This is a genomic window from Streptomyces sp. B8-7 (genome assembly GCF_058833805.1).
The window spans coordinates 1,546,021-1,569,796 of sequence record NZ_JBYRRL010000001.1; the positions used below are offsets into that span (position 1 = coordinate 1,546,021).

The following is a 23,776-nucleotide window of genomic DNA, read 5'->3' on the forward strand; positions in this document are numbered from 1 at the left end:
GCGTGGCCGACCGTCTCATCGTCCGTGGCGCGCGCGAGCACAACCTGAAGAATGTCTCGCTCGACCTCCCACGGGACGCCCTCATCGTCTTCACGGGCCTGTCGGGATCGGGCAAGTCCTCGCTGGCGTTCGACACGATCTTCGCCGAGGGCCAGCGGCGGTACGTGGAGTCCCTCTCCTCGTACGCCCGCCAGTTCCTGGGCCAGATGGACAAGCCGGACGTCGACTTCATCGAGGGTCTGTCGCCGGCGGTCTCGATCGACCAGAAGTCGACCTCGCGCAACCCGCGCTCCACGGTCGGCACCATCACGGAGGTCTACGACTACCTGCGGCTGCTGTTCGCACGCGTCGGCAAGCCGCACTGCCCCCGGTGCGGGCGCCCCATCTCGCGCCAGTCGCCCCAGGCGATCGTCGACAAGGTGCTGGAACTGCCCGAGGGCAGCCGCTTCCAGGTGCTGTCACCGCTGGTGCGCGAACGCAAGGGCGAGTTCGTCGACCTCTTCGCCGACCTCCAGACCAAGGGCTACTCCCGTGCGCGCGTGGACGGGACGACCGTCCAGCTGTCCGATCCGCCCGCGCTCAAGAAGCAGGAGAAGCACACCATCGAGGTGGTCGTGGACCGCCTCACCGTCAAGGACTCCGCCAAGCGCCGCCTGACCGACTCGGTGGAGACCGCCCTCGGTCTGTCCGGCGGCATGGTCGTGCTCGACTTCGTCGACCTCCCCGAGGACGATCCCGAGCGCGAACGCATGTACTCGGAGCACCTGTACTGCCCGTACGACGACCTCTCCTTCGAGGAGCTGGAGCCGCGCTCCTTCTCCTTCAACTCGCCGTTCGGCGCCTGCCCCGAGTGCACCGGCATCGGCACGCGCATGGAGGTCGACCCGGAGCTGATCGTTCCCGACGAGGACAAGAGCCTCGACGAGGGCGCCATCCATCCCTGGTCGCACGGTCACACCAAGGACTACTTCGGCCGTCTCATCGGCGCCCTGGCCGACGCCCTCGGCTTCCGCACCGACATCCCCTTCGCGGGCCTGCCGCAGCGTGCCAGGAAGGCGCTGCTGCACGGCCACAAGACGCAGATCGAGGTCCGGTACCGCAACCGGTACGGCCGCGAGCGCGTGTACACGACCCCGTTCGAGGGCGCCGTGCCCTTCGTCAAGCGGCGGCACAGCGAGGCGGAGTCCGACGCGAGCCGGGAGCGCTTCGAGGGCTACATGCGTGAGGTGCCCTGCCCCACCTGCGAGGGAACGCGCCTGAAGCCCATCGTCCTCGCGGTCACGATCATGGGGAAGTCGATCGCCGAGGTCTCCGCGATGTCCATCAGCGACTGTGCGGACTTCCTGGGCGAGATGAAGCTCAACGCCCGCGACAAGAAGATCGCCGAGCGGGTGCTGAAGGAGGTCAACGAACGCCTGCGGTTCCTGGTCGACGTGGGCCTCGACTACCTCTCGCTGAACCGCGCGGCGGGCACCCTGTCCGGCGGGGAGGCCCAGCGGATCCGCCTCGCCACCCAGATCGGCTCCGGCCTCGTCGGCGTCCTCTACGTCCTCGACGAGCCGTCCATCGGCCTGCACCAGCGCGACAACCACCGGCTCATCGAGACGCTGGTGCGGCTGCGGGACATGGGCAACACCCTCATCGTCGTCGAGCACGACGAGGACACCATCAAGGTCGCCGACTGGATCGTCGACATCGGCCCCGGCGCCGGCGAGCACGGCGGCAAGGTCGTGCACAGCGGATCCCTGAAGGAACTGCTCGCCACCGATGACTCGCAGACCGGGCAGTACCTGTCCGGCCGGAAGTCGATTCCGCTGCCGGACGTCCGCCGCCCGCGCGACCGGGGACGGCGGCTCACCGTGCACGGCGCCCGCGAGAACAACCTGCGCGACATCGACGTGTCGTTCCCGCTCGGCCTGTTCACCGCCGTCACCGGTGTCTCGGGGTCCGGCAAGTCGACCCTCGTCAACGACATCCTCTACACGCACCTGGCCCGTGAACTCAACGGCGCCCGCAACGTGCCCGGCCGCCACACCCGGGTCGACGGCGACGACCTCGTCGACAAGGTCGTGCACGTCGACCAGTCGCCCATCGGCCGCACGCCGCGCTCCAACCCGGCGACGTACACCGGGGTGTTCGACCACGTCCGCAGACTGTTCGCGGAGACGACCGAGGCCAAGGTCCGCGGCTACCAGCCGGGCAGGTTCTCGTTCAACGTCAAGGGCGGCCGGTGCGAGAACTGCGCCGGTGACGGCACGATCAAGATCGAGATGAACTTCCTCCCGGACGTCTACGTCCCGTGCGAGGTCTGCCACGGAGCCCGGTACAACCGGGAGACCCTGGAGGTCCACTACAAGGGCAAGTCCATCGCCGACGTGCTGAACATGCCGATCGAGGAGGCGACGGAGTTCTTCGAGGCGGTGCCCGCGATCGCCCGGCATCTGAACACGCTGAAGGACGTCGGCCTCGGCTACGTCCGGCTCGGCCAGTCGGCGACCACCCTCTCCGGTGGCGAGGCCCAGCGCGTGAAGCTCGCCAGCGAGCTGCAGAAGCGCTCCACCGGACGTACCGTCTACGTCCTGGACGAGCCGACCACCGGTCTGCACTTCGAGGACATCAGCAAGCTGCTCAAGGTGCTGGCCGGTCTCGTCGACAAGGGCAACACGGTCATCGTCATCGAGCACAACCTCGACGTGATCAAGACTGCGGACTGGGTCGTCGACATGGGCCCCGAAGGCGGCGCGGGCGGCGGCCTGGTCGTGGCCGAGGGCACACCCGAGGAGGTGGCCGGAGTACCGGCGTCCCACACCGGCAAGTTCCTGCGGGAGATCCTCGGCGCCGACCGGGTCAGCGACGCCGCCTCCGTGCAGGCTCCGCACAAGGCCGCGGCCAGGACCGCCGCGGCCAAGAAGGCGGCCCCCGCGAAGAAGACGGCGGCCAGGAAGACCGCGACGAAGACCACGGCGAAGAGCGCCGCCAAGACGACGGCGAAGAGCGTCGCGAAGGCCACGGCGAAGACCCCGAGAGCCCGCAAGGCCTGAGCCCGCCCGGCGGCGGAGCAGCGAGGCCAGGGGGCCGGGGCCGGCGCACCTCGTGAGGGGAGCCGGCCCCGGGCCTCGGCGGTCCCCGTCCTCCGGCCGGAGAGGCGCGCCGGGCATCCCGAGCCGGCGGCGCTCCCTCCGCAACCGCCGCAACGGCCACAACCGCCGCAACGGCCACAACCGCCCCGGGCAGAACAGCCGGTGCCGCGACCGGACGCGTCCACCGGCTCGGCAAACCCTCCGGGGCAGTGCGCCTAGCGCGTGCCGAATCCGTCCGGCCCGGCCCGGCCGGCCTGCTCGTCCGGCTTGTGCAGCTCGTCCAGGCCGTCGGGGCCGACCAGCTCCGCGGCGTACGGGGGCTCGGCACCGGCGCGGGAGCAGGTGATCGCGGCGGCACGGGCGGCGAACCGCAGGAGCCGGCTCCAGCGGCCGCCGTCCAGCCCCGCCAGTGCCTCCCGGCTGAGGGCGTCCCACGTGGACAGGCCGTGCAGCAGGGCCGCGTTGACCGTGTCACCCGCTCCGATGGTGTCGACGACGCCGACGTGCGCACCCGGGACGGAGTGCTCCGCGCCGTCCCGGGTGAACACGGTCATCCCGTCCCCGCCACGAGTGATCACCACCGCCTCGGGCCCGGCGGAGAGCCACTCACGGGGGCCGCCGCCCAGCCACCGCGCGTCCTGGTCCGACAGCTTCAGCAGGGCCACGGACGGCAGCCAGCCGCGGAACCGGGCGCGGTAGGCGTCCGCGTCGGGGATCAGCCCCGCCCGGATGTTCGGGTCCAGCGCCGTGAACACGCCGCGAGTGTCGGCGGCCCGCATCAGCTCCTCGTACTGCGTCGCACCCGGCTCCAGCACCAGCGAGCAGGTGCCCAGCGAGAGCGCGCGGGTTCCCGCGGGCAGCTGCGAGGGAGCGGTGAAGAGTCGGTCCGCGGTGCCCTCGACGTAGAAGGAGTAGGCGGCAGAGCCGTGGCCGTCGACCGAGGCGACCGCCAGCGTGGTGGGTTCATCGCCGCGCTGCACCGCCGACACGTCCACACCGGCCGCGCGCAGCCCGTCGAGCAGCGCCGCACCGAAGGCGTCCCGGGAGGTGCGTGAGCAGAAGGCGGTGGGGGAGCCGAGCCGGCCGAGCGCCACGGCCGTGTTGTACGGGCCGCCGCCGAGCGCGGGCCTCAGGTCGGAGAGGGCGCCCTGCCCCTGCGGCACGAGGTCGATCAGGGCTTCACCGGCGACGACGATCACGGCGGGGTTCCTTTCGGTGCGGCGCGAAGTGCCGGCTGACGGGACAGGGGCACGGACAGGGACAAGAGTGGTGCCGGGTGCCGGGTGCCGGGTGCCGGCTCGGCAGGTCGGCGCGTGGCCGGTGGCCCGGGCCGGTGTCACGGCGATGCGGCGGGACCGGGGCCGGGTGGGACGGCGCGTCCCTTCCGGGAGCCGGGCCGCTCCGGTGGGCACCCGCACGATGTGCGGTGCACGAGGGTGCACGGGAGTCGCAGCGTCCGGGCGGGGGCGTCCGGTGCGGCGAGCCGGTCGAGGAGGATCTGCACCGCGCGGGCGCCGATGTCCCTGCTGGGCTGGGCGATCGCGGTGAGGCGGGGGGAGAAGAGGTCCGCCCACGGGAAGTCGTCGAAGCAGCACAGGGCGATGTCGTCGGGCACGGACGCCCCGCGCTCCCGCAGGGCCCGCAGGGCTCCGATGGTCATCGCGTTGTTGGCGGTGACCAGGGCGGTCGGTGGGGCACCGAGCGAGAGCAGGGCGGCGGTGGCGAGCTCGCCGCCGGATGCGGCCGAGTCCCCGTGGACGACGAGGCGGTCGTCGTGGGGGAGGCCGGCGGCGGCGAGGCCGTGACGGTAGCCGGTGATCCGTTCTCGGGTGGTGCTGAGCCCGGGCAGCCCGGCGACCAGGCCGATACGCCGATGGCCCCGTTCGGCGAGGTGGGTGACCACCTGCTCGACCGGCCCCGCGTTCTCGGCGCACACCTGGTCGAAGGGCGGGACCTCGTCCGCCCGGCTGCCGATCAACCGGTCGAGGAGGACGGTCGGCACCGCGTGGCGGCGCAGGTAGGCGACGAGCGCGCGGGGCTCGGCCGACGGCGCCACGATCAGGCCGTCCACCCGCCGCTCGTGCAGAAGCTGGACCACCGTGAGCTCGTGCCCGGGGTCGTCGTGCGGGTCGGCGACGAGAAGGCTGTAGCCCTGCTCCAGGGCGGCGGCCTCGACGCCCTGGACGATCTCGGTGAAGTAGGGGTTGCTGATCGCCGAGACGGCGAGGCCGATGGAGCGGGTGCGGGACGTCACCAGGGACCGCGCGAGCGTGTTGGGGGTGTACCCGAGCTGCTCGACCGCGTCGAGCACGGCCTGCCGGGTGTGCGGCAGCACCGGCCGGGTGCCGTTGAGCACGTGCGACACGGTTGCCACCGATACGCCGGCGCTGCGTGCGACGTCCGCCATGGTCGGCATGGCGTCACCCCCTCGTGGATGCGGTCCGGGTCGTGGGAGCTTGGGCGGGCCGGGGTGGGCCGTGTGGGGTGAGCCGCAGCCCCGGCGGCCTCCTCCGGGCGTGAACGTACCTCATGACGCAGAGGACGTAAACGCTTGCGCAAGCGTTTACGCGCCGTGGCCGGCGCACACGTGCCCAATCCCCAGCCCCAGCGGTTGCGCAGCCCTCCGCACCATCCATCGCGCAGCCCCCTACGCGAGCGTCCGGGTGACCTGGGCGGGCCCTCCGCCCGTGGCCCGACGGCTCCGCCCCGCTCGCCTCAAGGCGCCGGCCTCGCGAGGCACGCCCCGCACCACGTTCACCACGTCCCCGTTATGGTCTTCGCGGTCCTGCAAGAGGGCCGCTGGCCTCCGGGCCCGGCATGACTGTGTCCCCCGCCGGCCGCCCGGTGTCACGCTTTGCGCCGCGCGTCGAGCGTGCCGGCCTCCTGGGGCGCCCCCGCCGGGCCCGCCTCGCCGCACCCGGCGCGCGCGGCTCCGGGTATCGTCGGCTGCCCGCCCCCCGACCTGTGGAGACTCGCATGCCAGGCCCGCGTCCCTCGGTGAGCCGTCGTACCGTTCTGCGTGGGGCGGCACTCACCCCCGCGGCGGGGTGGGGCGCCGCCGCGTGCGCGCCGGGCGGGAAGGTCACGCCCGCCACGCCGACCGCTCCCGTGGACCTGGGTGCCGAGAGCGAGGTCACGACGGACGGCGCCCATCTGCACCTGGACCACAACGTGGTGGTGAGCCGGTCCGGGGACGGCTCGCTGAAGGCGTACAGCACCATCTGCACGCACGGCGGATGTCCCATCGACGACCTGGAGGGGACGACCCTGACCTGCCGGTGCCACGGCAGCAGGTTCGACGCGAGGACCGGTGAGGTGCTGCGCCGGCCGGCGACGGCTCCGCTGGAGGAGCTGCCGGTGCGGGCGGAGAAGGGCAGGGTGCTCGCCGGTCCGGGCGCCTAGAAGATCACTGAAAATCTTCGGTTCTGGCCCCGCGTGTGCTGACGCGGGGCCAGACTGTTGTGTGTGCAGGGGGAATGGGCCGGGGAGCCGGTCGGGCCGGATGTATGGGAGACCTGCCGGGAGCTGATCCCGGCGGGGAGTGTGTTCGCGTTCCTGGCCGAGCACCGCGAGCGGTTGCTGCCGCCGGAGATGTTCGCGGACATGTACCCCTCGGCCAACGGCCGGCCGTCGTTGCCGCCGCAGGTGCTGGCGGCGGCGGTGGTGCTGCAGAGCCTGTTCGGGACCTCGGACGTGGAGACTGTGCTGGAGCTGCGGTGCGACCTGCGGTGGAAGGCGGCATGCGGGCTGGGCCTGTACGACACCGCGTTCGACCCCTCGCTGCTGACCTACTTCCGGCGCCGTCTGCAGCGCTCGGCGGACCCGGGGCGGATCTTCACCCGGGTCAAGGAGGTCGTGGCCGCCACCGGCATCCTGCGCGGGAAGCGGCGCCGCGCGCTGGACTCCACGGTGTTCGACGACGCGGTGGCCACCCAGGACACGGTCACCCAGCTGATCTCGGCCATCCGCCGGGTGATCCGCGAGGTGCCCGGCGCCGGCCAGGTCGCCGCCACGTACTTAGCCGCGCACGACTACGCCGATGCGGGCAAGCCGAGGATCGCCTGGGACGATGAGCAGGCCCGCGCCGAGCTGGTCGACGCGCTGGTGAGCGACGCGCTCAACCTGCTGGGCCGTCTGCCTGAGCAGGAGCTGGGCGAGCGGGCGGCGAACGCGGTCGGCCTGCTGGCACTGGTCGCCGGCCAGGATGTCGAGCCCGCCGAGGACTCCGACGGCCGCGACGGCCGCTGGCGCATCACCCGCGGCACCGCCCCTGACCGGGTGGTCTCCACCGTGGACCCCGAGGCCAGACACATCCACAAGAACCGCACCCGCCACCAGGAGGGCTTCAAGGGCCACGCTGCCGTGGAGCCGGAGACCGGCCTGTTCACCGAGGTCGCCCTGGCCCCCGGCAGCGGGCCCGCCAACCACGAGGCGAGAGTCGCCGAGGACCTCCTGGCAGACGAGACCGAACCGGTCGAAGTGCTCGGCGATTCCGCCTACGGCACCGCCGGCCTGCGCGAACACCTCGAACAGGCCGGCCACGACGCGATCCTCAAACCGCCGCCGCTCCGGATGGCGGTCCCCGGCGGCTTCACCAGCGACGACTTCCACATCGACACCGAGACCAGCCAGGTCACCTGCCCGGCAGGGCACACCCTCCCGCTCGGCAAGCCCCTGAAGGGAGGGTTCCGTCAGGCCCAGTTCAAGACGCTGTGCACCGGATGCCCGCTGCGCGAACGCTGCACCACCTCCAAGACCGGCCGCGTCCTGCGGGTCCACCCCCAGCACCGGCGCCTGGCCGACGCCCGTGCCCAGGCCGCCGACCCCGTCTGGAAGGACACCTACCGCCGCTGGCGGCCACCCGTCGAACGCGGCATCGCCTGGCTGACCGCCAAAGGCAACCGCAGACTCCGCTACCTCGGCACCCTCAAGAACGACACCTGGCTCCGCAACCGAGCCGCCGCCCTCAACCTCCGCCGACTCATCAACCTCGGCCTCGAACCCGCCAACGACGGCACGTGGACCCTGACCCCGGCCACACCATGAAGCACGGAGGGCGGCCCCGCCACCGGCGGAACCACCCTCACAGCAAGATTTTCAGTGATCTTCTAGGGCGTGTTTCGACGGCCCGCGGCGCCCTGGTACCGCAGCCCTACGCCCAGTCCCAGCCGATCCCGACGATCCCCGAGCGCACCCGCGGTTCGACGAGGTGGACGGACCGGTGGCGGCCGGCGAGCGGGAGTTCCTGCCGGCCGCTGCGCGGGGCGGCCACCGAGTGCTGGGTGAAGCGGTGGCAGCGCGCCGGGAGGGCGCGTTCGTCGAAGCGCACCTGGAGGACGTACTGGCCGCCGGGCGGGCCGAAGCCGCGCACGCACTCGTACGAGACTCCGGCGGTGCCGTCCTCGACGCGGTAGCGGAAGAGGAAGGTGTCCCCGGCACGCAGCCGGGTGTCGAAGAGCAGCTCGGCCACCAGAATGCCGGTACCGTCGTGACGCCGGACGCGGCCGGTGCGGCAGTTCTCCAGGGCGTGCACGGACATACGCTCGGGCGCGCAGCCCGGGTCGCCGTGGTGGACGGCGACGAACCGGTCGACGCCGTCCCGGTGGGCGCGCACCACATGATGGGACTCACGGCCCAGCAGTTCGCGGCGGGCCCCGATGCGGACCTGCTCGTGATGACCGAGCAGATGCAGCCCGCCGTCGCGGGGGGACTCCATTTCGAGCAGCAGGCGTTCCAGGGCTCCGGAGGCCGCCACGAGCGAGCGGTAGGAGCGGGCGGAGGCGTGCTGGGCGGCGGTGGTGCCCTCCTCGGCCTGGGCGAGCAGGCGTATCAGCGACTCCTCGGGAAGCTGGAGTATCTCCTCCAGGGCGCGCACGGCCCGCAGCGACTCCGGGCGCTGGGGGCGGCGGGCGCCCTGCTGCCAGTAGCTGAGGCTGGTCACACCGACCTTCACGCCATGGCGCGAGAGGTGGTGCTGCACGCGTTGCAGGGGCAGACCGCGGGCGGCGATGGCGGCGCGCAGGGCGACGTGGAAGGGGCCGCCGCGCAGAGCCGTGTCCAGTTCCGCGGTGGCGATCTCCGCGTGCTGTGTGGCGTGCGGCATGCAGGGGCCTTTCTGTGTGGTTCACAACGGCTGGTCAGACCGTTCACGCGGGTGCTCTCGGGGCCACCCCGTCGGCGCCGGGGGGGTCGTCACGGGCGGGCGCCGTCGTTCTCGGCCCCGAGTTCCTCCGCATTGAAGCGTGTTGACCAAGTCCCGACAACACCTCGGGCCCAACCGTGGCCCAGTCCGTGCCCCGCCCTGCCAGGCGGAGCCCGCGTCACGGCGGGCGCGGCGCGGCGCGGTGGGCGGGCGCAGGTGCCGGGGACCGCGGGGCGGCGGGGGCGGCTGGCCGGTCGGCCCCGTCGGCGGGGCGGCCGGTTCCGCCCGAGGAGGGGCGGCGGCTCCATGGACGTGACGGCGTCCGTCCCCGCCCGGGGAGTCGGCCGGTTCCCGTCCGTGCCGCGGCCCTGAGCGCTCCCGCCCCCGACGCCTGCCTTCTCCCCCTGCCGTTGCGCTGCTTCTCGCAGGCTCCTCGCCGCCGCCCGGTGACCCTCGTTCCTCCTCGTTGCTCCCGTCCGTGCCCGCCCGTGCCCGCCTGCTCCCGTCCGTGCCCGCCCGTGCCCGCCTGCTCCCGTCCGTGCCCGCCCGTGCCCGCCCGTACCCGACTGCTGCGCCCGCACCCGCCTGTGGCCCGCGGCCCCGTGCGGTCCCCGTCGGCCCGGACGCGGGCCCTTCACGCAGCCGGCGTGGGCCCGTGCGCGGCCAGGGGGCGGTTCCGTCCAGGGGGCCGGGCCGGGGGCGTACGATCCCGGACGGTTGTCCACAGCCTCGCCGGAGTGTCACCGCCCGCCAGTAGGGTGTGAGACATGGCCGATCCCTCCAGCTACCGCCCCAGGCCGGGTGAGATCCCGGACTCTCCCGGGGTGTACAGGTTCCGTGACGAGCACCGCCGGGTGATCTACGTCGGAAAGGCGAAGAGCCTGCGCCAGCGCCTGGCCAACTACTTCCAGGACCTGGCCGGCCTCCACCCGCGCACCCGCACGATGGTCACCACGGCAGCGTCGGTGGAGTGGACGGTGGTGTCCACGGAGGTCGAGGCGCTGCAGCTGGAGTACTCGTGGATCAAGGAGTACGACCCGCGGTTCAACGTCAAGTACCGCGACGACAAGAGCTACCCGTACCTCGCGGTGACGATGAACGAGGAGTTCCCGCGCGTGCAGGTCATGCGCGGTCACAAACGGAAAGGTGTCCGGTACTTCGGGCCGTACGCCCACGCCTGGGCCATCCGGGACACCGTGGACCTGCTGCTGCGCGTCTTCCCGGTGCGCACCTGCTCGGCGGGCGTCTTCAAGAACGCCTCCCGCACCGGACGCCCCTGCCTGCTCGGCTACATCGGCAAGTGCTCGGCGCCCTGTGTCGACCGGATCGAGCCCGAGGAGCACCGCGAACTCGCCGAGGAGTTCTGTGACTTCATGGCCGGCCGCACCGGCACCTATCTGCGCCGTCTGGAGCGGCGGATGGCGGAGGCGGCCGAGGAGATGGAGTACGAGCGGGCCGCCCGGCTGCGCGACGACATAGAGGCCCTGAAGAAGGCCATGGAGAAGAACGCGGTCGTGCTCGCGGACGCGACCGACGCGGACCTGATCGCGGTCGCCGAGGACGAACTGGAAGCGGCCGTGCAGATCTTCCACGTCCGCGGCGGCCGGGTGCGCGGCCAGCGCGGCTGGGTCACCGACAAGGTCGAGGAGGTCACCACCGGTGCCCTCGTCGAGCACGCCCTGCAGCAGCTCTACGGCGAGGAGACGGGCGACAGCGTCCCCAAGGAGGTGCTGGTCCCCGCACTGCCCGAACCGGCAGAGCCGGTCCAGGAGTGGCTCACCGAGCGGCGCGGTGCGGGCGTCTCGCTGCGCATCCCGCAGCGCGGGGACAAGAAGGCCCTCATGGAGACCGTGCAGCGCAACGCCCAGCAGGCCCTCGCCCTGCACAAGACCAAGCGCGCCTCCGACCTCACGACCCGCTCCCGCGCCCTGGAGGAGATCGCCGGCGCCCTCTCCCTGGACAGTGCTCCCCTGCGGATCGAGTGCTACGACGTCTCTCACCTCCAGGGGGACGACGTGGTCGCCTCCATGGTCGTCTTCGAGGACGGACTCCAGCGCAAGAGCGAGTACCGCCGCTTCCAGATCAAGGGCTTCGCGGGCCAGGACGACGTGCGCTCCATGCACGAGGTGATCACCCGACGCTTCCGGCGCTACCTGGCGGAGAAGGAGCGCACGGGCGAGTGGGCCGACCCACAGGACGCGGGCGGCCCGGCCGTCACCTCCGGATCCGCCGCTCCGGCTGCGGCCGACCCGGCCGCGACAGCCCCTGCCGCGGCGGCCGGCTCCGACGCCACAGCAGGCGCCGGGCCGGAGACCGCACGTGCCGCGGCCCGCATGGATCACGACGGCCTCAGCCCGGTACCGGTGCGCCCTGCCGCCCCCGGACGCGGCGAGGCGCACGCGTCCGGACCGGGCGAGGCGCCCGCCCCCGCCCCCGGCGAGGCCGCCTCCCCACCGGGGGCGCTCACCGATGAGGACGGACGGCCCAGGAAGTTCGCCTATCCGCCCCAGCTCGTCGTCGTGGACGGCGGCCCGCCCCAGGTCGCGGCCGCCCAGCGGGCGCTGGACGAGCTGGGGATCGATGACATCGCCGTGTGCGGCCTCGCCAAGCGGCTGGAAGAGGTCTGGCTGCCCGGCGACGACGATCCGGTGGTCCTGCCCCGCACCAGCGAGGGCCTCTACCTGCTCCAGAGGGTCCGTGACGAGGCGCACCGCTTCGCGATCACCTACCAGCGCACCAAGCGGGCCAAGCGGTTCCGCGCCGGTCCGCTGGACGACGTGCCGGGGCTGGGGGAGACCCGCAGACAGGCGCTGATCAAACACTTCGGTTCGGTGAAGAAGCTGCGATCCGCCACAATCGACCAGATCTGCGAGGTGCCGGGCATCGGCCGCAAGACGGCCGAGACCATCGCCGTGGCCCTCGCCCGGGCGGCCCCGGCCGCGCCCGCCGTGAACACGGCCACCGGAGAGATCATGGATGACATGGAGGACGGGACGCCCGGCGCGACGGCGGGCGCCCCGGGGGAGCCCGTACCCGCGGGAGCCCCGGACGAGCGACGGGGGCAGGAGAGATGACCGACCACGAAACCGAACACGAAACCGATCACCACACCGATCACGTCACTGGTCACGAAACCGATCACGAAACCGATCACGAGACCGATCACGAGACCGATCACGAGACCGATCACGAGACCGATCACGTCACCGGCCGCGAGACCGGCCATCAGACAGGGCCCGCACACGGACGGGACGACGCACCGCGGACCGCGCCGGACCGCGGGAACCAGGAGGCCGCCGAGGCCCGGCAGGCCCTCCCCGACGACGGAGCGCAGGTGAACCAGGACAGCACCGGCCCCGGGATCCCCGAGGCCGCCATCCCCGAGCTGGTGATCATCTCCGGTATGTCCGGAGCGGGCCGCTCCACGGCCGCGAAGTGCCTGGAGGACCTCGGCTGGTTCGTGGTCGACAACCTGCCGCCCGCCCTGATCCCCACCATGGTGGAGCTGGGCGCCCGCTCACAGGGCAACGTGGCACGGATCGCCGTCGTCGTCGACGTGCGCGGCCGCCGCTTCTTCGACAACCTGCGCGAATCCCTCGCCGACCTCGACGGCCGGGGCGTCACCCGGCGCATCGTCTTCCTGGAGTCCTCCGACGAAGCCCTGGTGCGCCGCTTCGAGTCCGTGCGCCGGCCGCACCCGCTGCAGGGGGACGGCCGGATCGTCGACGGGATCGACGCCGAACGCGAACTGCTGCGCGAACTGCGCGGTGACGCCGACCTGGTGATCGACACCTCCAGCCTCAACGTGCACGAGCTGCGCGCCAAGATGGACGCCCAGTTCGCGGGCGAGGAGGAGCCCGAGCTGCGGGCCACCGTGATGTCCTTCGGGTTCAAGTACGGCCTGCCGGTCGACGCCGACCTCGTCGCCGACATGCGCTTCCTGCCGAACCCGCACTGGGTGCCGGAACTGCGCCCGTTCACCGGTGTGAACGAGGAGGTCGCGGCGTTCGTCTTCAACCAGCCCGGCGCGAAGGAGTTCCTCGACCGCTACGCCGAGCTGCTGCGGCTGATCGCCGCCGGATACCGGCGCGAGGGCAAGCGCTACGTGACCATCGCCATCGGCTGTACGGGCGGCAAGCACCGCTCGGTGGCGATGTCGGAGAAGCTCGCCGCGCGCCTCGCGGCGGAGGGTGTGGAGACGGTGGTCGTCCACCGGGACATGGGACGCGAATGACAGGACGTACTCCGCGGCTGAGCCGGCTGCGCCGGTCGGTGACCGAGACCCGGGCCGGCCGGCCCGTCGGGAGCCGGGGCGGCCGGGCGCGCCGCCGCGGCGCCCAGCCCAAGGTGGTGGCGCTCGGCGGGGGCCGGGGCCTGTCCGCCTCGCTGGCCGCGCTGCGCCGGATCACCGGCGATCTCACGGCCGTCGTCACCGTCGCCGACGACGGCGGCTCCAGCGGCCGCCTGCGCGACGAACTCGGCGTACTGCCGCCCGGGGACCTGCGCAAGGCGCTGGCCGCCCTGTGCGGGGACGACGACTGGGGCCAGACCTGGGCCCGTGTCATCCAGCACCGCTTCCACTCCAAGGGCGACCTGCACGACCACGCGGTCGGCAACCTGCTGATCGTGGCCCTGTGGGAGCAGCTCGGCGACCATGTGCAGGCACTCGACCTGGTCGGCAAGCTGCTCGGCGCGCACGGGCGCGTGCTGCCCATGTCGGCGGTTCCGCTGGAGCTCCAGGCGCTGGTCAAGGGGCATGACGTGGACCGCCCGGACGAGGTGGAGGTGGTCCGCGGCCAGGCCACGGTGGCGCTCACCCCCGGCGAGGTCCAGTCCGTGCACCTGGTGCCGAACGACCCGCCCGCCGTCCCCGAGGCCGTCGCGGCCGTCCTGGACGCCGACTGGGTGGTGCTCGGCCCCGGCTCCTGGTTCTCGTCGGTCATCCCGCACCTCCTCGTGCCCGAGTTGCTGGACGCGCTGACGGAGACGAAGGCGCGCCGGGTGCTCTCCCTCAACCTCGCTCCGCAGCCGGGGGAAACCGACGGCTTCTCCCCGCAGCGTCATTTGGAGGTTTTGGGACGACACGCCCCTAAACTCGCCCTGGACGTGGTGCTGGCCGACGAGGCCGCCGTGCCCGACCGTGACTCGCTGACCGAGGCCGCCAAGGGCTTCGGGGCCGCGGTCGAGCTGGCGCCGGTGGCGTGGCCCGACGGGACCCCGCGGCACGACGCGGAGCTGCTGGCAGCCGCGTACGACCGTATTTTTCGGATGCATGGAAGGATCGGCCCATGGCGATGACGGCAGCGGTGAAGGATGAGATCGCCCGGCTTCCCGTCACCCGGACCTGCTGTCGGAAGGCGGAGGTCTCGGCCATCCTGCGGTTCGCCGGCGGCCTCCACCTGGTCAGCGGGCGCATCGTGATCGAGGCGGAACTGGACACCGCGATGGCGGCCCGCCGGCTCAAGCGGGACATCCTGGAGATCTTCGGCCACGGTTCCGAGCTGATCGTGATGGCGCCGGGCGGACTGCGCCGCGGCTCGCGCTACGTCGTGCGCGTCGTCGCGGGCGGCGACCAGCTCGCCCGCCAGACCGGCCTGGTCGACGGCCGCGGCCGCCCGATCCGCGGGCTGCCCCCGCAGGTGGTGTCCGGTGCCACGTGCGACGCCGAGGCAGCCTGGCGCGGCGCGTTCCTGGCACACGGCTCGCTCACCGAGCCCGGCCGCTCCTCGTCCCTGGAGGTGACCTGCCCCGGCCCCGAGGCGGCGCTGGCCCTGGTCGGCGCCGCCCGCAGACTGTCCATCGCGGCGAAGGCCCGCGAGGTGCGCGGGGTGGACCGGGTCGTGGTCCGCGACGGGGACGCGATCGGCGCGCTGCTGACCCGCCTCGGCGCGCACGAGTCGGTGCTGGCCTGGGAGGAGCGCCGGATGCGCCGCGAGGTGCGCGCCACCGCGAACCGCCTCGCCAACTTCGACGACGCCAACCTCCGCCGCTCCGCGCGGGCCGCGGTCGCCGCCGGAGCCCGGGTGCAGCGGGCCCTGGAGATCCTCGGCGAGGAGGTTCCCGAGCACCTCGCCGCCGCCGGCCGGCTGCGCATGGAGCACAAGCAGGCCTCCCTGGAGGAACTGGGCGCGCTGGCCGACCCGCCGCTCACCAAGGACGCCGTCGCCGGACGGATCCGCCGCCTGCTCGCCATGGCCGACAAGCGCGCCGCCGACCTGGGCATCCCGGGCACCGAGGCCAACCTCGCGGAGGAACTGGCCGACAACCTCGCGGGGTGACTCCGCCGCCGCCCCTTCGCCGTCGTGGGGCCGGCCTCGCGGCCACGCTCCTGCCGTGAGCGGCCCGGCTCCCCGGTCCGGGCGGCCGGAGCCGGCCGTCGACGGTGGAGGCCCTGCGCCGCCTTCCCCGCCGCGGACCGCGCCGACGCCGCCGGCCCGCCGCGCCCTCGTCGCGGCCCCTCCGGTCAGGCCGGGGCACCGGAGCCGGTGCCCTCCGGCGGACGCGCCGGCCGCAGGCGAAAGCCCCTCGGGCCGGAGTCACCGGGGCGGGCCGGAGGCACGTCGCGGACGACGGCGTGGCCTGCAAGGCGTTCTTGACGGCGCCATCCGCTGACGTGAGCCTGACAGGCGCCGCCTCTCCCGGCGGACCCCGTACCGCAGGCGGCGTCCGAGGGGCGAACGGGTCCGCTTTCCCTTGCCCTGACGGGCGATGGGCCCTTTCGGCACGGGCGGTCCGTACCCCTACTGGCGGGTAAGGGCAGCACTGCCGTGTATGGGCCATCTCGATGTCACCTCAGGGGCTCCAGAGAGGTAGGGTCGTAGGCGGTCGGGGACATCCCAAATACAGCTCGCCGGCACCGCATGGCCGGCGTACCAACGAGGAGATCGGTTCGTGACGATCCGCGTAGGCATCAACGGCTTCGGCCGCATCGGTCGTAACTACTTCCGCGCGCTGCTGGAGCAGGGTGCTGACATCGAGATCGTGGCTGTCAACGACCTGGGTGACACCGCGACCACCGCTCACCTGCTGAAGTACGACACGATCCTGGGCCGCCTCAAGCAGGAGGTCACCCACACCGCCGACACGATCACGGTCGACGGCCACACCATCAAGGTGCTGTCCGAGCGCAACCCCGCCGACATCCCCTGGGGTGAGCTGGGCGTCGACGTCGTCATCGAGTCCACGGGCATCTTCACCAAGCGCGAGGACGCCGCCAAGCACCTGGCCGGCGGCGCCAAGAAGGTCCTCATCTCGGCTCCGGCCAAGGACGAGGACATCACCATCGTGATGGGTGTCAACCAGGACAAGTACGACCCGGCGAACCACCACGTCATCTCCAACGCCTCCTGCACCACCAACTGCGTGGCGCCGATGGCGAAGGTCCTGGACGAGAACTTCGGCATCGTCAAGGGCCTGATGACGACGGTGCACGCGTACACCAACGACCAGCGCATCCTGGACTTCCCGCACAAGGACCTGCGGCGCGCCCGCGCCGCCGCCGAGAACATCATCCCGACCACCACGGGTGCCGCCAAGGCCACCGCCCTGGTCCTGCCCCAGCTCCAGGGCAAGCTGGACGGCATCGCCATGCGTGTGCCGGTGCCCACCGGCTCGGTCACCGACCTGGTCGTGGAGCTCGGCCGCGAGGTCACCAAGGAGGAGCTCAACGCCGTCTTCCAGAAGGCCGCCGAGGGCGAGCTCAAGGGCATCCTGGAGTACACCGAGGACCCGATCGTCTCCTCCGACATCGTCAACGCCCCGGCGTCCTGCACCTTCGACTCCTCCCTGACCATGGTCCAGGAGGGCAAGAACGTGAAGGTCATCGGCTGGTACGACAACGAGTGGGGCTACTCCAACCGCCTCGTGGACCTCACGGTCTTCGTCGGCGGCCAGCTCTGAGCGGCTGCTGATCGGCTGAAGCAGGCACCTTGAGACGAGAGCAGGGCCCGGGCCAGGCGCAGGGACGCGCGGCCCGGGCCCTGACTCGCGTTCCGACCGGCCCCCCTTCCAGGACGTGCCGCGCCCTAGGATCGGGCCTGGTCGACCGGTCACGAGCAGAACGAGCCCCCGTAGGAGTCCCCCGAAAATGAAGACGATCGACGAACTCCTCGCCGAAGGAGTCGCGGGCAAGCGGGTCTTCGTCCGCGCCGATCTGAACGTGCCGCTCGACGGCACCACCATCACCGACGACGGCCGCATCCGCGCGGTGGTGCCCACCGTCCGGGCCCTCGCCGAAGCCGGCGCGCGGGTCGTCGTCGCCTCGCACCTGGGCCGCCCCAAGGGCGCCCCGGACCCCGCCTTCTCGCTCGCCCCGGCCGCCGCACGGCTGGGTGAGCTCCTCGGCGGGGACGTCGCCTTCGCCGCCGACACCGTCGGCGCATCCGCGCGGGCCGCGGTCGCGGGCCTCGCCGACGGGCAGGTCGCGGTCGTCGAGAACCTGCGCTTCAACGCCGGTGAGACCAGCAAGGACGACGCCGAGCGGGACGCCTTCGCCGGACAGCTCGCCGCGCTCGCCGACGTCTACGTCGGCGACGGCTTCGGCGCGGTGCACCGCAGGCACGCCTCGGTGTACGACCTGCCGAAGAAGCTGCCGCACTACGCCGGCCACCTCATCGCCACCGAGGTCGGCGTGCTGAGGAAGCTCACCGAGGACGTCAAGCGGCCCTACGTCGTCGTCCTCGGCGGCGCCAAGGTGTCCGACAAGCTCGCCGTCATCGACGAGCTGCTCACCAAGGCCGACCGCATCCTCATCGGCGGCGGCATGGCCTACACCTTCCTCAAGGCCCGGGGCCACGAGGTCGGCAGCTCCCTCCTGCAGGAGGACCAGCTCCCGGCCGTCACCGAGTACCTGGAGCGCGCCGAGAAGAACGGCGTCGAACTCGTGGTGCCGGTGGACGTCCTGGTCGCCCCGGAGTTCCCGGACCTCAGGAGCAAGGCTCCGGCCGACCCCGCGACGGTCGCCGCCGACGCCATGCCCGCCGGCCGGATGGGCCTGGACATCGGCCCGGAGACCTGCGCCCTGTACGCCTCGAAGCTCGCCGACGCGGCCACCGTCTTCTGGAACGGCCCCATGGGCGTCTTCGAGCACCCCGACTACGCCGAGGGCACCAAGGCGGTCGCCCAGGCCCTCATCGACTCCCCGGGCTTCACGGTGGTGGGCGGCGGCGACTCCGCCGCGGCCGTCCGTACCCTGGGCTTCGACGAGCAGGCGTTCGGCCACATCTCGACCGGCGGCGGCGCCTCCCTCGAATACCTCGAGGGCAAGGCGCTCCCCGGCCTCGCCGCACTGGAGGACTGACCGTAATGAGCACGCGCACGCCGCTGATGGCGGGCAACTGGAAGATGAACCTCAACCACCTGGAGGCCATCGCCCACGTCCAGAAGCTCGCCTTCGCCCTCGCGGACAAGGACTACGACGCCGTGGAGGTCGCCGTCCTGCCGCCCTTCACCGACCTGCGCTCGGTGCAGACCCTGGTCGACGGCGACAAACTGAAGATCAAGTACGGTGCCCAGGACATCTCGGCGTACGACTCCGGTGCCTACACCGGCGAGATCTCCGGCCCGATGCTGGCCAAGCTGAAGTGCACGTACGTGGCCGTCGGCCACTCCGAGCGCCGCCAGTACCACGGAGAGACCGACGAGGTCGTCAACAGCAAGGTCAAGGCCGCCTACAAGCACGGCCTGACCCCGATCATGTGCGTCGGCGAGGAACTGGACGTCCGCGAGGCCGGCAACGCCGTCGCGCACACGCTCGCCCAGGTCGAGGGCGGGCTGAAGGACCTCCCCGCCGAGCAGGCCGAGTCCGTCGTGATCGCCTACGAGCCCGTGTGGGCCATCGGCACCGGCAAGGTCTGCGGTGCCGAGGACGCCCAGCAGGTCTGCGCCGCCATCCGCGGCAAGCTGGCCGAGCTGTACGACCGGGAACTGGCCGACCGGGTCCGTATCCAGTACGGCGGCTCGGTCAAGGCCGGCAACGTCGCCGAGATCATGGCCCAGGCCGACATCGACGGAGCCCTCGTCGGCGGCGCCTCGCTGGACGCCGAGGAGTTCGTCAAGATCGTCCGCTTCCGCGACCAGTGACGCGGCCCGCCCGGGCCGCCGTGCGGGCGGACCGGGCGGTCGCGAGTAGGCGGTGGCGGCGATCCGTCGTACCCTTGCGGGGTCCAGCACCTGCTGGGCCCCGCGTCGTCCATCCGAGTCCGAGGAAGTTGGTCCAGCCGTGGTTCTGGGGTTCTCCATCGCCCTGATCGTCTTCAGCCTGCTGCTGATGCTGCTGGTGCTGATGCACAAGGGGAAGGGCGGCGGCCTGTCCGACATGTTCGGCGGCGGCATGCAGTCCTCCGTCGGCGGCTCCTCGGTCGCCGAGCGCAACCTCGACCGCATCACCGTCGTGGTCGGTCTGCTGTGGTTCGCGTGCATCGTGGTGCTCGGCATCATGATGAAGGTCAACAACTGAGCCACGGCTCACCCGCCGGAACATTCCGCTACGTAACGCCCCATGTTCGGTACGCGCTCGTGAGCGCGGCCTATCATGGGGCTTGCGTCTGGGTGCGGGGCCTGTGTAACTCCAATCACTGGACGTGCGTTGGGCCTTACGTAGACTGAGGCGCTCGCAACGAGGCGACACGCCGACTCGCTTCGCGGCACCATCACGCAGGGAGTTACACCGTGGCAAGTGGCAACGCGATCCGGGGAAGCCGGGTCGGGGCGGGGCCGATGGGCGAGGCCGAGCGCGGCGAGTCCGCCCCGCGCCTGCGCATCTCCTTCTGGTGCTCCAACGGGCACGAGACCCAGCCCAGCTTCGCCAGCGACGCGCAGGTCCCCGACACCTGGGACTGTCCGCGCTGCGGCTTCCCGGCCGGCCAGGACCGGGACAACCCGCCGGCTCCGCCGCGCACCGAACCCTACAAGACGCATCTCGCCTACGTGCGAGAGCGGCGCAGCGACGCCGACGGCGAGGCCATCCTCGCCGAAGCGCTCGCCAAGCTGCGGGGCGAGATCTGACGGTCGCCCCGTCCGCCCACCGGCCGACGGCGTCCGAGCACCGGCCGCCGACCGGACGGCCCGGCGCCTGACCGCCGGCTGCCGACCGGACGGCCCGGGAACTCGCTCGCCGGCCGTCGACCGGACGGCTCCCGCGCCGGCTCACCGGCGCCGACCGGGAGGCCGCACCGCCCGGTCGCCGGGAACTCACCCGAGGGCCACCCCGACCGCAGGCCGTCGCCTCGCCCCCGGCCCACGGGTGTCCAGCCCTGCCGCAGCAGCCCGCCGGAAGCCGCGGGGCGAGTCACCCGCCGTCCGGCAGAACGGGCGCGCCGCGCTCGTCCGCGCGCCGCACCGCTCCTCCGTGCGCCGGACCGCCGCTCGGGCCCGCCCCCCTCGGCACGGCCTGGGCCGCCGCCCCGGACCGACGCTGAAGCCGCCCCGGGGATCCTCCGCCCGCCCCTCGGCCGTCAACGCCTTCCCGTGCACGCCGCGCTGACGCTTCCGCCCCGCTGGGACGTACTTGTGGTCGCCCCCCTGCGACGCCTTCAGGACGGCCGGCGTCCCCCGCTGATCGGCCAGGGCTGATCAACTAGGTTGGACCGGCAGCGGGGCAAGGTACGCAACAGGGACAAGTGGGAAAGAAGGCTGATGTCCGAGATGAACGCAGACGGCCGCACCAGGCTCGACCGGACCCCCGAGTGGAAGGCCCTCGCCGAGCACCGTGAACAGCTCGGCCGGGTGCGGCTGCGGGACCTGTTCGCCGCCGACCCGGGACGCGGCTCGGCGTACACCCTCCAGGTGGGCGACCTGTACATCGACTACTCCAAGCATCTGGTGACCGACGAGACGCTCCGGCTGTTGCGGGAACTGGCTGCCGCGACGGGCGTGTTCGGGTTGAGGGACGCCATGTTCCGCGGTGAGCGGATCAACACCACCGAGGGGCGGGCCGTGCTGCACACCGCGTTGCGGGCCCCGGCCGGCGCGGTGGTCGAGGCCGACGGCCACGACGTGGTGCCCGGGGTGCACGCGGTGCTGGAGAAGATGGCCGGCTTCGCCCGCCGGGTCCGCTCCGGCGAGTGGACCGGCCACACCGGCCGCCGCATCCGCAACGTCGTCAACATCGGCATCGGCGGCTCCGACCTCGGCCCCGCCATGGCCTACGAGGCCCTGCGCGCCTACACCGCCCGGGACATGACCTTCCGCTTCGTCTCCAACGTCGACGGCGCCGACCTGCACGAGGCGCTGCACGGCCTGGACCCGGCCGAGACGCTGTTCGTCATCGCCTCCAAGACCTTCACCACCGTCGAGACGGTCACCAACGCCACCTCCGCCCGCTCCTGGCTCCTGGACGCCCTCGGCGACGACAAGGCCGTGGCACGCCACTTCGTGGCACTGTCGACGAACGAGGAGAAGGTCACCGCGTTCGGCATCGACCCGGCGAACATGTTCGAGTTCTGGGACTGGGTCGGCGGCCGCTACTCCTACGACTCCGCGATCGGCCTGTCGCTGATGATCGCGATCGGCCCGGAGCGCTTCCGGGAGATGCTCGCGGGCTTCCGCACCGTCGACGAGCACTTCCGCACCGCGCCCCCCGAGGCCAACGCCCCCCTGCTGATGGGCCTGCTGGGCATCTGGTACGGCAACTTCCACGACGCGCAGTCCCACGCCGTGCTGCCCTACAGCCACTACCTGTCGAAGTTCACCGCCTACCTCCAGCAGCTCGACATGGAGTCCAACGGCAAGTCCGTCGACCGCGAGGGCCGCCCCGTCACCTGGCAGACCGGGCCGGTGGTGTGGGGCACGCCCGGCACCAACGGCCAGCACGCCTACTACCAGCTCATCCACCAGGGCACCAGGCTGGTCCCCGCGGACTTCATCGGCTTCGCACGCCCCGTCGACGGCCTCGGCGACACCCTCAAGGCCCAGCACGACCTGCTGATGGCCAACTTCTTCGCCCAGACCCAGGCCCTCGCCTTCGGCAAGACCCCCGGGGAAGTCCGCGCCGAGGGCGTGCCCGAGGAGCAGGTGCCGCACCGCACCTTCCAGGGCGACCACCCCACCACCACCGTCCTGGCGCCGGAGCTGACCCCCTCGGTGCTCGGCCAGCTGGTCGCGCTCTACGAACACAAGGTGTTCGTGCAGGGCGCCGTCTGGCACATCGACTCCTTCGACCAGTGGGGCGTCGAACTGGGCAAGGTCCTCGCCAGGCGGATCGAACCCGCCCTGACCCAGGGCACGGACGTACCCGGACTCGACGCCTCCACCACCGCCCTCGTCGCCCGGTACCGGGGCCTGCGCGGCAGGGGCTGACCAGGCCCGGTCGGTCCGGCGTCCGTGCAGGTCGTCCGGGCCGGCTGCCGGACCCCCGCCCCCCGGGAAACGGATGTGCGTTCCCCGTGTGCATGCCCTAGGGCGTGTTTCGAAAGTCCCGCCTGCCTGGCGGCGTCTGGCACGCACGCTCGCCGCGTTGTCGGGCTCGCCCCGATACATCCAGTATCGGGGCGACCCTCCGCCTTGCGATCGCACGCACCAGACGCCGCCAGACCTGCCCTTCGGGCAGACGACGCTACTTTCGAAACACGCCCTAGGGTTCCGCTGATCTCGGGGAGGCAGGAGTGGGGAACATGCGCAGGCGGTACGTCGCGGCCGCGGCGGCTGCGGTGCTGGGGCTGACGGCGGCGTGCGGGGCCGGGGGCGACGCGGACTCCGACGGGGCCGAGGACCGTGCGGAAGCCTCGGCGGCCCCGTACGAGCGCCTCGCGGACGTGCCGGAGAAGCTGGCGGAGGACGGGACCACGATCGTGGTCGGGGACCCGGACGCGCCCGTGCGGGTCCATCTCTACGAAGACCTGCGCTGCCCCGTCTGCGAGGAGTTCGAGACCACCGGCGCCGGACCCGCACTGCGCGGGGCCGTCGTGGCACGGAAGGCGAGCGCGCACTACACCCTGGCCTCCTTCCTGGACGACAGGATGGGCGGCGGCTCGAAGCGCGCGGTCAACGCGCTGCGGGCCGCGCTGGACGAGGGCAGGTTCGCGGAGTACCACAAGGTGCTCTACGCCCACCAGCCCGAGGAGGTCGCCGACGGGTACACCGAGGCCTACCTCCTCGAACTCGCCGAGCAGGTGGAGGGCCTGCGCGGACCCGCCTTCGACGACGCCGTACGGACCATGAAGTACCGGTCCTTCGTGACGGCGTCGGAGCAGGCCTACGAGCGGGCCGGCGGGGAGGAGGCGCCGAACGGGCCGGGGACGCCGAACGCCGACGTCAACGAGGTCCGCATCCCGGAGGACTACCGGGGCGTGCTCTTCGACGGCGAGCTGTTCATCAGCCTTCTGCGCACGGTCTACGCCCAGCCCTGGGCGTGGGGCGAGCACGCCTTCCGCTGACCGGGCCGCCGTCGTCCGACGGCAGCATGTCCCGCTCGCGCGCCTCTGCGGCCGTGTCCTCCGACGACGGCTCTCCCTCCGAGGCGGCTCACCGGCGGCGTCGCTGCGACGGACTTCCCGAGCGCATGCGGCTCCCGCCCACCGGATCGTCCGTCCACCGGATCGTCCGTCCACCGGATCGT

General features: G+C 72.4%; 17 protein-coding genes. 14 read left to right on the forward strand and 3 right to left on the reverse strand.

From position 1 onward, the window contains the following. The first annotated feature begins 2 nt into the window (after positions 1 to 2). Positions 3 to 3,041, forward strand: coding sequence for an excinuclease ABC subunit UvrA (gene uvrA, locus AC5K6T_RS06440; RefSeq protein WP_493206402.1), 3,039 nt, complete (start codon positions 3 to 5; stop codon positions 3,039 to 3,041). A 254-nt stretch (positions 3,042 to 3,295) separates the two neighbouring features. On the opposite strand, the gene AC5K6T_RS06445 is transcribed toward uvrA, so the two are convergent. Together AC5K6T_RS06445 and AC5K6T_RS06450 are read right to left on the reverse strand one after the other, a co-directional pair. Continuing rightward, positions 3,296 to 4,279 (reverse strand): carbohydrate kinase family protein, encoded by a 984-nt coding sequence (locus tag AC5K6T_RS06445; protein ID WP_493206404.1) that lies wholly within the window; start codon positions 4,277 to 4,279, stop codon positions 3,296 to 3,298. Between the two features lie 137 nt (positions 4,280 to 4,416). Next, positions 4,417 to 5,496 carry a LacI family DNA-binding transcriptional regulator gene (locus AC5K6T_RS06450; protein WP_493206405.1) on the reverse strand — a complete coding sequence of 360 codons (1,080 nt, stop codon included), beginning with the start codon at positions 5,494 to 5,496 and terminating at the stop codon, positions 4,417 to 4,419. A gap of 560 nt (positions 5,497 to 6,056) precedes the next feature. On the opposite strand from AC5K6T_RS06450, the gene AC5K6T_RS06455 reads away from it, so the two are divergent. Then, the gene (locus AC5K6T_RS06455) at positions 6,057 to 6,482 is read left to right on the forward strand and encodes a Rieske (2Fe-2S) protein (protein WP_493206407.1); all 426 of its coding nucleotides are present in this window, start codon (positions 6,057 to 6,059) and stop codon (positions 6,480 to 6,482) included. Between the two features lie 63 nt (positions 6,483 to 6,545). Further along, entirely contained in the window at positions 6,546 to 8,126 is a 1,581-nt protein-coding gene (locus AC5K6T_RS06460) for an IS1182 family transposase (RefSeq protein ID WP_493206409.1), read from the forward strand. Positions 8,127 to 8,232: 106 nt separating this feature from the next. On the opposite strand, the gene AC5K6T_RS06465 is transcribed toward AC5K6T_RS06460, so the two are convergent. After that, positions 8,233 to 9,183, reverse strand: a complete 951-nt coding sequence (locus AC5K6T_RS06465; RefSeq protein WP_493206410.1) for a hypothetical protein — start codon at positions 9,181 to 9,183, stop codon at positions 8,233 to 8,235. An 806-nt stretch (positions 9,184 to 9,989) separates the two neighbouring features. On the opposite strand from AC5K6T_RS06465, the gene uvrC reads away from it, so the two are divergent. The 11 genes from uvrC (at position 9,990) to AC5K6T_RS06520 (ending at position 23,594) form a co-directional block, all read left to right on the forward strand. Continuing rightward, positions 9,990 to 12,296 (forward strand): excinuclease ABC subunit UvrC, encoded by a 2,307-nt coding sequence (gene uvrC / locus AC5K6T_RS06470; RefSeq protein WP_493206412.1) that lies wholly within the window; start codon positions 9,990 to 9,992, stop codon positions 12,294 to 12,296. Then, the gene (gene rapZ / locus AC5K6T_RS06475; RefSeq protein ID WP_493206414.1) at positions 12,293 to 13,456 is read left to right on the forward strand and encodes an RNase adapter RapZ; all 1,164 of its coding nucleotides are present in this window, start codon (positions 12,293 to 12,295) and stop codon (positions 13,454 to 13,456) included. The genes uvrC and rapZ overlap by 4 nt, the downstream gene beginning before the upstream one ends. Further along, positions 13,453 to 14,520, forward strand: a complete 1,068-nt coding sequence (locus AC5K6T_RS06480) for a gluconeogenesis factor YvcK family protein (protein ID WP_493206416.1) — start codon at positions 13,453 to 13,455, stop codon at positions 14,518 to 14,520. The genes rapZ and AC5K6T_RS06480 overlap by 4 nt, the downstream gene beginning before the upstream one ends. After that, positions 14,511 to 15,500: a DNA-binding protein WhiA gene (gene whiA / locus AC5K6T_RS06485; protein WP_493206417.1), complete on the forward strand. Its 990-nt coding sequence runs from the start codon at positions 14,511 to 14,513 to the stop codon at positions 15,498 to 15,500. The genes AC5K6T_RS06480 and whiA overlap by 10 nt, the downstream gene beginning before the upstream one ends. A gap of 613 nt (positions 15,501 to 16,113) precedes the next feature. Continuing rightward, positions 16,114 to 17,121 carry a type I glyceraldehyde-3-phosphate dehydrogenase gene (gap, locus tag AC5K6T_RS06490; RefSeq protein ID WP_493206419.1) on the forward strand — a complete coding sequence of 336 codons (1,008 nt, stop codon included), beginning with the start codon at positions 16,114 to 16,116 and terminating at the stop codon, positions 17,119 to 17,121. Between the two features lie 187 nt (positions 17,122 to 17,308). After that, positions 17,309 to 18,520 carry a phosphoglycerate kinase gene (locus AC5K6T_RS06495; RefSeq protein ID WP_493206421.1) on the forward strand — a complete coding sequence of 404 codons (1,212 nt, stop codon included), beginning with the start codon at positions 17,309 to 17,311 and terminating at the stop codon, positions 18,518 to 18,520. A gap of 5 nt (positions 18,521 to 18,525) precedes the next feature. Continuing rightward, entirely contained in the window at positions 18,526 to 19,302 is a 777-nt protein-coding gene (gene tpiA / locus AC5K6T_RS06500; RefSeq protein WP_493206423.1) for a triose-phosphate isomerase, read from the forward strand. A 139-nt stretch (positions 19,303 to 19,441) separates the two neighbouring features. Further along, positions 19,442 to 19,678, forward strand: a complete 237-nt coding sequence (gene secG, locus AC5K6T_RS06505) for a preprotein translocase subunit SecG (RefSeq protein ID WP_208026456.1) — start codon at positions 19,442 to 19,444, stop codon at positions 19,676 to 19,678. A 260-nt stretch (positions 19,679 to 19,938) separates the two neighbouring features. Beyond that, positions 19,939 to 20,226, forward strand: coding sequence for an RNA polymerase-binding protein RbpA (locus AC5K6T_RS06510; protein ID WP_019885342.1), 288 nt, complete (start codon positions 19,939 to 19,941; stop codon positions 20,224 to 20,226). Between the two features lie 639 nt (positions 20,227 to 20,865). Continuing rightward, positions 20,866 to 22,518, forward strand: a complete 1,653-nt coding sequence (pgi, locus tag AC5K6T_RS06515) for a glucose-6-phosphate isomerase (protein ID WP_493207385.1) — start codon at positions 20,866 to 20,868, stop codon at positions 22,516 to 22,518. 314 nt (positions 22,519 to 22,832) lie between these two features. Continuing rightward, positions 22,833 to 23,594, forward strand: coding sequence for a thioredoxin domain-containing protein (locus tag AC5K6T_RS06520; protein WP_493206424.1), 762 nt, complete (start codon positions 22,833 to 22,835; stop codon positions 23,592 to 23,594). The last annotated feature ends 182 nt before the right edge of the window (positions 23,595 to 23,776 follow it).

Bases quoted from the DNA above. Each gene is read 5' to 3' on its own strand.
- AC5K6T_RS06520 (WP_493206424.1), top strand. From the start codon at position 22,833: ATGCGCAGGCGGTACGTCGCGGCCGCGGCGGCTGCGGTGCTGGGGCTG.
- whiA (WP_493206417.1), top strand. From the start codon at position 14,511: ATGGCGATGACGGCAGCGGTGAAGGATGAGATCGCCCGGCTTCCCGTC.
- tpiA (WP_493206423.1), top strand. From the start codon at position 18,526: ATGAGCACGCGCACGCCGCTGATGGCGGGCAACTGGAAGATGAACCTC.
- rapZ (WP_493206414.1), top strand. From the start codon at position 12,293: ATGACCGACCACGAAACCGAACACGAAACCGATCACCACACCGATCAC.
- AC5K6T_RS06480 (WP_493206416.1), top strand. From the start codon at position 13,453: ATGACAGGACGTACTCCGCGGCTGAGCCGGCTGCGCCGGTCGGTGACC.
- AC5K6T_RS06510 (WP_019885342.1), top strand. From the start codon at position 19,939: ATGGGCGAGGCCGAGCGCGGCGAGTCCGCCCCGCGCCTGCGCATCTCC.
- AC5K6T_RS06495 (WP_493206421.1), top strand. From the start codon at position 17,309: ATGAAGACGATCGACGAACTCCTCGCCGAAGGAGTCGCGGGCAAGCGG.
- AC5K6T_RS06455 (WP_493206407.1), top strand. From the start codon at position 6,057: ATGCCAGGCCCGCGTCCCTCGGTGAGCCGTCGTACCGTTCTGCGTGGG.
- AC5K6T_RS06450 (WP_493206405.1), bottom strand. From the start codon at position 5,496: ATGCCGACCATGGCGGACGTCGCACGCAGCGCCGGCGTATCGGTGGCA.
- AC5K6T_RS06465 (WP_493206410.1), bottom strand. From the start codon at position 9,183: ATGCCGCACGCCACACAGCACGCGGAGATCGCCACCGCGGAACTGGAC.
- uvrC (WP_493206412.1), top strand. From the start codon at position 9,990: ATGGCCGATCCCTCCAGCTACCGCCCCAGGCCGGGTGAGATCCCGGAC.
- pgi (WP_493207385.1), top strand. From the start codon at position 20,866: ATGAACGCAGACGGCCGCACCAGGCTCGACCGGACCCCCGAGTGGAAG.